Origin of the sequence: Methylophilus rhizosphaerae (genome assembly GCF_900100975.1) — a bacterium.
Classification (GTDB): domain Bacteria; phylum Pseudomonadota; class Gammaproteobacteria; order Burkholderiales; family Methylophilaceae; genus Methylophilus; species Methylophilus rhizosphaerae.
In genome coordinates this window covers 559,877-571,185 of record NZ_FNFX01000002.1, presented here as the reverse complement: position 1 = coordinate 571,185, position 11,309 = coordinate 559,877, and the positions used below count along the sequence as shown (strand labels likewise).

The 11,309-nt window shown below is 54.9% G+C and carries 8 protein-coding genes; 5 read left to right on the top strand and 3 right to left on the bottom strand.

Translation table 11 applies throughout. From position 1 onward, the window contains the following. Positions 1 to 14 precede the first annotated feature (14 nt). The 3 genes from BLP53_RS06340 to BLP53_RS06330 all read right to left on the bottom strand — a co-directional run bounded on the left by BLP53_RS06340 (position 15) and on the right by BLP53_RS06330 (position 3,852). A complete protein-coding gene (locus BLP53_RS06340) occupies positions 15 to 1,196 on the bottom strand; it encodes an efflux RND transporter periplasmic adaptor subunit (protein WP_091471301.1) in 1,182 nt (393 codons plus the stop codon). Positions 1,197 to 1,359: 163 nt separating this feature from the next. After that, complete coding sequence (locus BLP53_RS06335) at positions 1,360 to 3,057, bottom strand: cation:proton antiporter (protein WP_091471300.1); 1,698 nt, start codon at positions 3,055 to 3,057, stop codon at positions 1,360 to 1,362. Positions 3,058 to 3,240: 183 nt separating this feature from the next. Continuing rightward, on the bottom strand, positions 3,241 to 3,852 hold the full coding sequence (locus BLP53_RS06330) for a TetR family transcriptional regulator (protein WP_091471299.1): 612 nt from the start codon (positions 3,850 to 3,852) through the stop codon (positions 3,241 to 3,243). A gap of 127 nt (positions 3,853 to 3,979) precedes the next feature. Here BLP53_RS06330 and BLP53_RS06325 point away from each other — a divergent pair, with 127 nt between their 5' ends. The 5 genes from BLP53_RS06325 (at position 3,980) to BLP53_RS06305 (ending at position 11,279) form a co-directional block, all read left to right on the top strand. Continuing rightward, on the top strand, positions 3,980 to 5,143 hold the full coding sequence (locus BLP53_RS06325) for an efflux RND transporter periplasmic adaptor subunit (RefSeq protein ID WP_091471298.1): 1,164 nt from the start codon (positions 3,980 to 3,982) through the stop codon (positions 5,141 to 5,143). Positions 5,144 to 5,167: 24 nt separating this feature from the next. Next, on the top strand, positions 5,168 to 8,278 hold the full coding sequence (locus BLP53_RS06320; protein ID WP_091471297.1) for a multidrug efflux RND transporter permease subunit: 3,111 nt from the start codon (positions 5,168 to 5,170) through the stop codon (positions 8,276 to 8,278). Then, the gene (locus BLP53_RS06315) at positions 8,268 to 9,650 is read left to right on the top strand and encodes an efflux transporter outer membrane subunit (protein WP_091471296.1); all 1,383 of its coding nucleotides are present in this window, start codon (positions 8,268 to 8,270) and stop codon (positions 9,648 to 9,650) included. The genes BLP53_RS06320 and BLP53_RS06315 overlap by 11 nt, the downstream gene beginning before the upstream one ends. Before the next feature lie 166 nt (positions 9,651 to 9,816). Then, positions 9,817 to 10,314, top strand: coding sequence for a sigma-70 family RNA polymerase sigma factor (locus tag BLP53_RS06310; RefSeq protein WP_245652668.1), 498 nt, complete (start codon positions 9,817 to 9,819; stop codon positions 10,312 to 10,314). Beyond that, positions 10,311 to 11,279 carry a FecR domain-containing protein gene (locus BLP53_RS06305; protein ID WP_091471294.1) on the top strand — a complete coding sequence of 323 codons (969 nt, stop codon included), beginning with the start codon at positions 10,311 to 10,313 and terminating at the stop codon, positions 11,277 to 11,279. The genes BLP53_RS06310 and BLP53_RS06305 overlap by 4 nt, the downstream gene beginning before the upstream one ends. Positions 11,280 to 11,309 lie beyond the last annotated feature (30 nt).

Sequence of the window (11,309 nt, the reverse complement as noted above, 5' to 3'; positions counted from 1 at the left end):
GACGTCTCGCTGGATTAATGGGGCGGATTGGATGAGGAAGGTGCGATGACCGGCGAGGCAAACGGCACCGCCTTGACGGTGGCGCCAACAGAAATGTTTTGCACGCCATCCATAATCACGCGGTCACCGGCTTGCAGGCCCTTGCTTACCCGCCAGTAGTCACCCTGGGAGCCGGTGGTTTCAATGGTCCGCTGCTGCACTTTCTGGGTGGTATCGACCAGCAGTACGGTAGGTTCCCCGCTGGTACTGCGGGTCACTGCACGTTGCGGTACCAGGATGGCAGCCTTGTCTTCGGCCATATCAATCAGTGCATGCACATACATGCCGGGTAGCAATACAGCTTCGGGGTTCGGGACGATGGCACGCAAGGTCACTGCCCCGGAGGTCGGGTTGACGCTGACGCCACTGAATTTGAGTTTACCGGCATGTGCGTAAGGGGAGCCGTCTTCCAGTACCACACGTACCGGAATTTCTTTTTGCGCGTTGCTGCTCAGTTTACCAGCCGCGATGTCATGCTTGAGTTGCAGCAGGTCGCTGCTGGACTGGATCACATCGACATAGATCGGATCCAGTTGCTGCACCGTGGTCAAGGCGGTTTCCTGGTTGGCAGTCACCAGTGCACCCGGTGTGACCGTGGATGTTGAGACAAAGCCGGTAATCGGCGATACCACCCGGGTGAAATCCAGGTTGATCCTGGCGGTGGAGACGGCCGCTTTTGCCGCAGCGATATCGGCTTCGGCCTGCTGCAGTGCGGCTTGTGCATCGTCATTATCCTGCTTGCTGATGGCATTGATCTTGACCAGTTCCTTATAGCGGTCTGCTTTCAGTTTCAGCGTGGTCAGGGTGGCCTCGGTTTTTTGCAGGGTGGCGGCAGCACTTTGGTAACTGGCCTGGTAGGGCGCCGGTTCAATCTGGTACAGCAGGTCACCGGCCTTGACCAGCGCCCCTTCGGTAAATGCGCGCTGCCGGATGATGCCGCTGACTTGCGGACGCACTTCCGAAATCATGAAGGCGTTAGTGCGGCCAGGCAGGTCAGCGACGATAGGCTGGCTAACCTGCTGCAGGGTTACTACGCCGACCTCGGGAATTTTCTGGTTGTGCTGCGGGGCTTCACCGGAAGAGCAGGCGGCCAGGCTGGCACTGACCAGCCACAGGCCCCAGGCACGAGGTGAAAATAAAGGCAGGATGAGGTTCATAAAGAATCGTTTTCAATGCGTTATCTGGTCTCTGACAAGATTCTACGGTGTTTTATGACATAGAAATGTAACGATACGTATCTACCGCGTCAATCGTCGCCATCCAGTGATGGATTGTAATAGCAGCGGTCGGGTTTGTGGCCCGGCCAGCCCTTGGGAGGGGTTAAAGAATATGCCGTTCAAAGCGTTGCAGCACATGGGCAGACATGCCTTTGGCCAGCTCCTCCTCACCAAAAAATACGGTGTCTCCCACTTCTTTCTGCAGGCGCTGGTATTCGTCTTCGTGATGGGTGCGGATCACCACTTCAATGTCAGGTTTCAGCTGTTTGGCAATCTCGACAATTTTGCGGATATTCATGGAGTCCGGGGTGGCAATAATCAGCATGGCGGCGTTGGCAATGTGTGCCTGTACCAGCACCATAGGATCGGCCGCATTACCGGACACGGCAGGCTGGCCTTGCTTGCGCAGTTTTTCCACCAGTTCGCGGTTCTGTTCGGCCACCACAAATGGAATATTGGAGCCTTCCAGCGACATGGCAATGCGGCGGCCGACCCGGCCATACCCGACCAGCACCACCTGGCCTTCCAGGAATTTTCTTTCGGTCGTCATGGGGAGTTCACCATACGGATCCATACGTTGTGCCAGTTGCCGTGCCACATCCGACTTGTCTATCAACCACCTGGCAAACGGTTTGATCGAGGCGAATACCAAGGGGTTAAGTGCAATTGAAATCAGTGCGCCAGCTAGTACCAGGCTCATCGCGTCTTGTGATAACAGGTCCAGCGAGACACCCAGGCCCGCCAGGATAAACGAGAATTCGCCAATCTGCGCCAGGCTGGCGGCGACAGTCAGGGCGGTATTCAGGGGGTAACGCAGCCCCAGTACAATGGCGACGGCCGCCAGTGATTTACCCAGGATAATAATGCCGACGACGGCCAGCACCTGGTACGGTTGCCTCAGCAATACGGCCGGGTCAAACAACATGCCCACCGCGACAAAAAACAAAACCGCAAACGCGTCACGGAAAGGCAGCGAATCTTCGGCCGCTCTATGGCTGTATTCCGACTCGCGCATAATCATGCCGGCAAAGAAGGCGCCCAAGGCAAATGAAACATGGAATAGTGATGAGGCAAGAAAAGCCACGCCAATGGCCACGGCAATCACGGTCAGGGTGAACAGCTCACGCGAACCGGTGCCGGCGACATACCATAACAGCCACGGCAATAGCCGTTTGCCCACCACCAGCATCACGGCGACAAAGCCGGTGATTTCCAGCATGGTCATGCCTATGGTTTCCCAGATCGCGCTGGCATTTGCAGCTTCGCCCTGACCGCCAAGTGCGCCTGCCAGTGCCGGCATTAATACCAGCACCAATACCGTGACCATGTCTTCCACCACCAGCCAGCCGACCGCTATTTTACCGTTCATGCTTTCCAGGATACGGCGCGATTCCAGCGCTTTCAGCAGCACCACCGTACTGGCGCAGGAAAGCGACAGGCCGAACACCAGCCCTTGCCCCATGCTCCAGCCCCAGCTATGGGCCACCAGCATGCCGAGCAGTGTTGCCAGCGTCATTTGCGCCAGCGCACCCGGCAGAGCAATCCGTTTGACCGACAGCAGGTCCTGCACCGAGAAGTGTAGGCCGACGCCAAACATCAGCAGCATGACGCCGATTTCAGATAATTGAGAGGCGATTTCGATATCGGCAACAAACCCCGGGGTGGCCGGGCCGATTAAAATCCCGGCAAATAAATAGCCGATCAGGGCTGGCAATTTGAGCTTTTCGGCGATCAGGCCAAAAATCAGTGCCAGCCCGAAAGCGACTGCGATGGTGGTAATCAGGGAAAGGTTATGGTCCATAAATAGTATGTTTTCTTAAGTTATTGTTATTAGGTTTCGTGTGGTGTGGATGATAGAAAACCTGGGTGGTTTGTCACACAGACCCTGTTCAGGCAAAAAAGTTGAACAATTTTTTATCATCAATGTATCCGGCCTTTATCTTGCAGGAAGGCAGGCATATTCGTCAATGACAGCACGCGGGGATCAGGGCCGGGAGAGCGGCATGGACAGGCGTTGCAGCCCGTATTCACACAATTGCTCGGCACGCTGCCAGCGTTGTGCCTCACTCAGGCTGCCAAAGTAGATGATGCTGAACACACCTTCAATAATCGACTGGCAATACAGGCTGATTAAATCAAAATCCACTTCTGCCGACAGTTCTTTTTGCGCAATGGCCTGCCTGAGCAGGCTGTCTATCTGTGCAATACGTTTTTTCTCCCAGGTAAAGCGCAAGTGCAACAACTCCGGTGAATCATCAATGCCGGTATACAAAAAGAACAGTACACGCTGGATGGAACTGGGTTCGATATAACTGCGGATTTCCTGCAGGCAGTATTCTTTGAGATTCAGCAAGGCGCTGAGTGCCGGCTGTTGCTGGAACGGCGACGCAGCCTGGATCACGCGCTCTGCCATGGCGGTGGCGACTTCCTGCTTGCCCTTGTAGTGGCCATAGACTGCGCCGCGTGACAACTGGGCGGCTTCTGCAATCTCGGCCATGGTGGTAATGGTAAAACCGTTGCGGTAAAACACGTGTTCAGCCGCATCCAGAATCTGGTCGCGGGTTTTCTGCGCATCTTCTTTGGTTTTCCTGGCCATGATTTCTAGGTCTGCTGCTCCTTAAATAAGGGGTATATGATACCAAAAATTAATCAATCAGTCATGATTGATTAATTGTAAAAGGGCAGATAGAATGCTGGTGTTCCTATAGCAAGAAGGCATGTTCATGTCCCGTTTCCCTGTCAGCACGGCCTCTGTGGTCGTACTTCTGTTATTGCAACTTTCCGCTTGTAGTAAACCGCAGGAAGCTAGCCAGGCAGCGGCTACTGCGCCTGAGGTCGAAGTGGTGACCGTGCAGACTGCCGATATTCCCGCCGAAGTGGAGTTGCCAGGCCGGGTAGAGGCCTACCGCATCGCCGAAGTGCGTGCACGCGTCTCTGGTATTGTGTCCAAACGGTTGTATCAGGAAGGGCAGGCAGTAAAAGCAGGGACGCCATTGTTTGCCCTTAACCCGGAGCAGTTGCAAGCCAGCAAGCTGGAAGCGGATGCAGAGCTGGCCAGGACCGAAGCCAACCTGGCCAATGCCAATGACAAACTGCAGCGTTACCAGGCGCTGGTCGGCGACCAGTCCGTGAGCCAGCGGGACTATCGCGCGGCACAGGCTGAAGCCCAGCTGGCCAGGGCTGAAGTGGCCGCGGCACAAGCCAAGCTGAACCGCGCCAAACTTGATGTGGCTTATGCCAATGTGACTTCACCGATTGATGGCGTGGCACGCCGTGCGCTGGTCACTGAAGGTGCGCTGGTTGGTAAAGACGAAGCCACGCACATGACCACAGTGGAGCAAATCAACCCGGTGTATGTGAATTTTGCCCAGTCTTCTTCTGAGGTGTTTGCGTTGCGCAAGGCCTTGCGTGACGGACAGTTGAAAGGTAGCAATGGCCAATTGCAGATTGCCCTGATCTTGCCGGATGGTTCAACTTATCCAAGCACAGGCAAGCTTTCATTCTCTGATGTCTCGGTCAACCAAGCGACGGACTCCGTCATCATGCGCGCCATTTTTGACAACCCGCAGCAAGAGTTGATGCCGGGCGCCTATGTGCGCTTGAAAATCCGCCAGGCCACCAATCCGAATGCGATTCTCATCCCCAGGGATGCCTTGATCCGTGACCAGTTTTCCACGCGGGTATGGGTGGTGAATACCAAACATGAGCTGGAATCCCGTGAAGTGCAAACTGGGAGGGTGGTGGATAAGCAATGGGTGGTTGAACAAGGCTTGCAGCCGGGTGAACAGGTAGTGGTGACTAACGCCGCCACGCAGGCTGCGAGCGCCAAGGTGACGCCCAGGCAGGTGAGTGCCAAAGACAGGATAACAAAGGCCGTTGCCCCCTGAACAGTGGTATGACGAGAGTTGAACATGAGCCGATTTTTTATTGATCGCCCGATTTTTGCCTGGGTGATTGCCATCCTGATTGTGCTGGCAGGTTTAATCGCCATCAAACAATTACCGATTGCGCAGTACCCCGATATTGCGCCGCCAGTCGTCAATATTGCCGCGACTTATCCCGGTGCGTCTGCCAAGGTGGTGGAAGAAACCGTGACTTCGATTATCGAGCGCGAAATGAATGGGATGCCTGGCCTGATGTATGTGTCTGCTACCAGTAACCTGGGCATGGCGTCTATCAGCGTGACGTTTCGCCAGGGCACCAACCCCGACCTGGCGGCGGTCGATGTGCAAAACCGCCTAAAGAGCGTAGAAGTGCGTTTGCCGGAAATCGTGCGCCGTAGCGGCATTATGGTGGAAAAATCGGCAGACAGTTTCCAGCTGATTGTGTCGCTGACCTCGGAAGACAACCGTTACAGCGAAATTGACCTCGGCGAGCTGTCATCCGCCACGGTGATGCCTACGCTCAAGCGCGTGCAGGGCGTAGGCAAAGTGCAGTCATTCAGCCCGGAATATGCCATGCGCATCTGGCCGGATCCGCAGAAGATGGCCGGTCTGAATGTCAGCGTCACGGAAATCTCCAATGCCTTGCGTAGCTACAATACCCGTTTAACCCTGGGCCAAGTGGGCGCCAGCGGTGTGCCCGAGGGGTCGCCACTGAGCGTATCACTGGAAGCGGAAGCCACGCTCAAAACCGTGGAAGATTTTGCCAATGTGCCACTCCGCACCCAGGCCGATGGTTCGGCTTTGCTGGTGAAGGATGTGGCACGGGTAGAGCTGGGCAGTAGTGACTATACCTATAGCTCTAAAGTGAACGGCAAGAATGCGGCGGGTATGGCGATCAAGCTTGCACCGGGCTCCAATGCGGTAGAAACCATCAAGCGTGTGAAAGACGCGATGGAACAGATGCAGCCATATTTCCCGCCTAACGTCATGTACCAGCTGTCTTATGATTCTTCGGCGTTTGTGTCGATTTCTATTAAAAAAGTGATTCAAACGCTGGTGGAAGCGGTGTTGCTGGTATTTGTGGTCATGTACCTGTTTATGCAGAACCTGCGGGCCACGCTGATCCCGACCATTGTGGTGCCGATTGCCTTGATGGGTACGTTTGCCGTCATGTACTGGCTGGGCTATTCGATTAATGTACTGACCATGTTTGGCGTGGTGCTGGCCATTGGTATCCTGGTGGATGATGCCATCGTGGTAGTTGAGAATGTCGAGCGCCTGATTGTCGAAGAAGGCCTATCCGCCTATGACGCGACCATTAAAGCCATGTCGCAGATCAGTGGCGCCGTGGTGGGCATCACCGCCGTGCTGGTATCGGTATTTATCCCCATGGCATTTTTCAGTGGCGCGGTGGGCAATATCTACCGCCAGTTTTCACTGGCATTGTCCGTCTCGATCAGCTTTTCGGCGTTCCTGGCACTGTCGTTGACACCCGCGCTGTGCTCGACGCTATTGCGGCATGAGGCCAGCCCGAAAGCACGCTTTTTTGTCTGGTTTAACCGCAGCTTCAAGTGCATGACCGAGCGCTATACCCGCCTGACCGGTGGGTTGCTCAACAAGCCATTGCGCTGGCTGGTGGTGTTTGGCCTGATTGTCACCCTGGTGGGCTGGCTATTCATGCGTTTGCCAGGCGCATTCTTGCCAGAAGAGGACCAGGGTAACTTTATGGTCATGGTGTCTTTGCCACAAGGCGCAACGCTGGCAGAAACGGCAGAAGTGCTGGGCGATATGAGCCGCTATATCCGGCAACATGAGCCGGTCGAGATTATCTTTGAAGTCAGCGGTTTCAGCTTTTACGGCACCAGCACCAATAGCGGCATGTTGTTTATTACGCTCAAGGACTGGGCGGCGCGGCCCAAGGCAGAACAACAGGTGCAGGCGATTGTGAACCGGGTGAATCAGCACTTTTATGGCCGCCCCAATTTGAGTATTTTCGCCATGAATGCGCCGCCGTTGCCTGAGCTGGGCAGTGTGGGTGGTTTTGACATGAAACTGGTAGACCGCGCCAGCGTGGGCATAGAAACCCTGATGAAGGCGCGTGACCAGTTAATTTCTGAATCGGCCAAACACCCTGAATTGGCCAATGTCTTGTTTGCTGGGCTGTATGACACGCCGGTGGTCAATATGCAGCTTAACCGCAGCAAGGCCAATACCCTGGGTATCTCCCTGGATGAAATCAACGATACCCTGGCGACCTTGCTTGGCTCGAATTACCTGGGTGATTTTGTCTACGGCAACCAGGTGCGCCGGGTGCTGGTACAGGCGGATGGCAAACAACGCCAGACGCTGGAAGATATCAAGAAAATCCGCCTCAAAGCCGCCGATGGCAGCCTGGTGCCCCTGTCTTCCATCATGACGCTGGAATGGGCCATGGGCACGCCGCAACGCACCCGTTTTAACGGCTTCCCGTCATTTAATATCAATGGCGGGGCAGGGGCTGGTTATAGTAGTGGCGAAGCCATGCAAAAGATCGAACAACTGGTGCAAGGCCTGGGTAAAGGCATAGGCTTCGAGTGGGCCGGCCAGTCCCTGGAAGAGAAACAATCCGGTAGCCAGGCCGCCATGCTGTTCGGCTTATCTATCCTGGTGGTGTTCCTGGTACTGGCTGCGTTATATGAAAGCTGGGCGATTCCGTTTGCGGTAATGCTGGTAGTGCCATTGGGCGTGCTGGGTGCATTGCTGGGCGTCACCTTGCGTGGATTGCCGAACGATATCTATTTCAAGGTCGGCCTGATTGCGACGATTGGTTTATCCGCCAAAAACGCCATCCTGATTGTCGAATTCGCGCGCGAGCACGTGCTGCAAGGTATGCCTTTGCTTGAGGCCAGCTTGCTGGCGGCCAAAGAGCGCTTGCGCCCGATTGTGATGACTTCACTGGCATTTGGCGTAGGCGTGATTCCGCTGGCATTTTCAACCGGTGCAGCCTCCGGCGCACAAGTGGCCATCGGCACCAGTGTGCTGGGCGGCATTATCGCCGCGACCTTGCTGGCGATCTTTTTTGTCCCGTTGTTTTTTATTGTGGTGGGGCGATGGATGCAGAAGCCAGCCGCACAGCAAAAGGTGTCCCATGAAGTTTAGCCGTCTTCCCGTCATTGTTGCACTGGCATTGGCCGTCAGTAGCTGTTCGCTGATACCTGAGTATTTCAGGCCAGCGGCACCGGTGCCTGATGCTTATCCGGGGCAGCCAGTCAACGAACAGGTGACTGAGGCGCCCCCACTGACCTGGCAAAGCTATTTCCCCGATGCGGACTTACAGAAACTGATAGAGGTCGGTTTAGCGCATAACCGCGACCTCAAAACGGCAGTGTTGCGCATGGACGAAGCCAGGGCGACTTACGGTGTGCAGAAAGCAGACCGCCTGCCGACCATACAAGGTAACCTGGCTTATGACCGCAGCCGTACCGTGTTCAGCTCCAGCCAGGCCTTCGAAGCCGAGTTATACCGGGTGGGCGTAGGCATTTCAGATTATGAAATTGATGTGTTTGGCCGTGTCAAAAGCCTGACCCAGGCAGCGCTGGAGCAATACCTGGCCGTGACTGAAAACCGGCAAGCCGTGCAGGCCACGCTGGTGACCGAAATCGCGACCCAGTACGTCAATGTACTTGCTCTCCACGCCCAGCTCAAAGTCACCCGGCAAACACTGGCTGACAGGCAGCAAGCCTTGCAACGCACACAGCGCCGTTTTGATGCAGGGCTGGACCAGGTGCTGGACGTGAAAGCCGCCCAGATTCAGGTCGAGCAAGTGCAGGCGCAGCAAGCGCAATGGCAGCGCCAACTAGCGACCACGCAAAATGCCTTGTATTTACTGTTGGGTGAATCCGCACAGCGCACCCCGTTAACCATCAAACCATTGGAGGATTTAAAGCTGGCGGACGTGACGCCTGGCCTACCTTCCAGTTTGCTGACCCGACGCGCAGATATCCGTGCGGCAGAACATCAACTCAAAGCCGCCAATGCCAATATCGGTGCTGCCAGGGCGGCGTTTTACCCGCGCCTGCAACTCACGACCAATGTCGGGCTGGTGAACTCGGAATTCTCCAAACTGTTTTCTGACACCGGTAGTAACTATTGGGCCTTCAGTCCGCAACTGGTGATCCCGATTTTCAACTATGGCCGTAACAAAGCCAATCTGAGCCTGGCCGAAACCCGCCAGCGGATTGAAGTAGTCAATTATGAAAAGACCATACAGGTTGCCTTTAGGGAAGTGATGGATGTGCTGGGTACGCGCACGGTGATTGCTGAAGAAACTGCCTCCAGGGCGCGGTTGCGTGAACTGGAAAGCAGCCGCCTGCAACTGGTGCAGCGCAAGCTGGACCAGGGCCTGGTCACTTACCTGGAATTACTCGATGCGCAGCGCAGCGTGCTGGACGCGCAGTCGCAACTGGTGCAGATCCGCCAGCAGGGTTTGCAGAACCAGGTCGGGTTATACAAGGCGCTGGGCGGGCAGTAAGTATGTTCAATAGGCTATGCGACTTAAATGGTGTAATTAATGGTGTATTTTGCTATTAATGAAATTTAATTATCAGACACTTTGATTCACGCAAGATAAGTGTTGCCTTGGATAGGCAGTGTTAGGTATCATCGATAATGATTCTTATTAACTAATTGTTATGTCAATGCCTGATCCCGGTGTGCAACAGCAGTTGCATCACTTGTACAGCCACCATCATGGCTGGTTAAAAGCCTGGTTACGAAAAAAACTGTCTTGCCAGCATACTGCAGCTGACCTGGCACAAGACACGTTTGTGCGGCTGATTGTTTCCGATAAAACGCCTTTGCCGGGACAGTCGCGTGCGTATTTGACCCAGATCGCCAAAGGCCTGGTGATTGATCTTTACCGTCGCCAGCGCCTGGAGCAGGCCTATCATGAATGGCTGCTGCAATTACCGCCAATAGATATCCCGTCGCCCGAGCAGCAGGCAATTGCCTTGCAAAGCCTGATTCAGCTCGACAAAGTGTTCGATCAATTGCCTGCCAGGGTACGCGAGACTTTTATTCTTTCGCGTTTTGATCAACGCACTTACAGCGAAATTGCTGCCCAGCTTGGCATCTCTGTTGCGGCCGTACGCAAGTATATGCTGAAGGCCACCCAGGCCTGTATGGAACAGTTATGAGCCAGCAGCGCGCCCTCCATACCGCTGTCGATGATGCCCAGTTGCGGCAGGAAGCCCTGGAGTGGCAGGTGCTATTGTGGTCGGGGGAAGTGACAGACGATCAGCAACATGCATTTGAGGCGTGGCTGGCACGCAGTGAGCTGCACCAGCAGGCATGGTCTGAAATAGAAGCCATGCAGCAAAAACTGCAATTGGTGCCCCAGGCGACCATCGGTCTGGTCAGGCATAAAATCTCTTCTGCCAAACGTCGCCGTTTCATGCAAATGCTGGGGCTTGCTGCCGTGACAGGCAGTGCTGTCCCCATTGTGCGCCAAAGTGAGGGCTGGCAGGCGCTGGCTGCGGATTACCGCACCCATACCGGGCAACAGGAAAAAATTGTATTGGCCGATGGCAGCCAATTGATCATGAACACCTCCACTTCGGTTGATATTGCCTATAGCGAACATGAGCGCAGGCTGGTTTTGCATGAAGGGGAGATTTATATCAGCACGGCGCCTGACCACAGCCAGGCCAGGCCATTACTGGTACAAACCCGGCACGGTACCGCAACCGCACTGGGTACAAAATTCAATGTCCGCCTGAAACACCACGAAACCAGGGTGTCTGTTCATGAAGGCGCCGTCAGGCTGCGCTCGGACAATGGCCTGCATGACCTCACCATTGCAAGCGGAATGCAGGCAGGATTGTTGAACGGTGCCTTGTCTAAAGTAAGTGCCAATGGCAATGAAACTGCCTGGCTGGATGGCAAGCTGGTGGCAGAGCAATTGCGCCTGGGTGATTTCCTGGATGAGCTGAGCCGCTACCGCACGGGGGTGATCCGCTATGACCAGACGGTTGCCAATATGCTGGTATCAGGCGTTTTCCCGTTATCGGATACCGATAGGGTGCTGCAGTCTTTGTTGCAGGCGCTGCCTTTGCGTATTGATTACTTTTCAAAATACTGGGTCACTGTACATGCTGCTTAATAAATGTGAGGTTAAGTAAAAAAAGACATT

What these genes read in the sequence shown, in the direction of transcription:
- BLP53_RS06320 (WP_091471297.1), top strand. Translation starts at nt 5,168, where the DNA reads ATGAGCCGATTTTTTATTGATCGCCCGATTTTTGCCTGGGTGATTGCC.
- BLP53_RS06330 (WP_091471299.1), bottom strand. Translation starts at nt 3,852, where the DNA reads ATGGCCAGGAAAACCAAAGAAGATGCGCAGAAAACCCGCGACCAGATT.
- BLP53_RS06305 (WP_091471294.1), top strand. Translation starts at nt 10,311, where the DNA reads ATGAGCCAGCAGCGCGCCCTCCATACCGCTGTCGATGATGCCCAGTTG.
- BLP53_RS06310 (WP_245652668.1), top strand. Translation starts at nt 9,817, where the DNA reads ATGCCTGATCCCGGTGTGCAACAGCAGTTGCATCACTTGTACAGCCAC.
- BLP53_RS06340 (WP_091471301.1), bottom strand. Translation starts at nt 1,196, where the DNA reads ATGAACCTCATCCTGCCTTTATTTTCACCTCGTGCCTGGGGCCTGTGG.
- BLP53_RS06325 (WP_091471298.1), top strand. Translation starts at nt 3,980, where the DNA reads ATGTCCCGTTTCCCTGTCAGCACGGCCTCTGTGGTCGTACTTCTGTTA.
- BLP53_RS06335 (WP_091471300.1), bottom strand. Translation starts at nt 3,057, where the DNA reads ATGGACCATAACCTTTCCCTGATTACCACCATCGCAGTCGCTTTCGGG.
- BLP53_RS06315 (WP_091471296.1), top strand. Translation starts at nt 8,268, where the DNA reads ATGAAGTTTAGCCGTCTTCCCGTCATTGTTGCACTGGCATTGGCCGTC.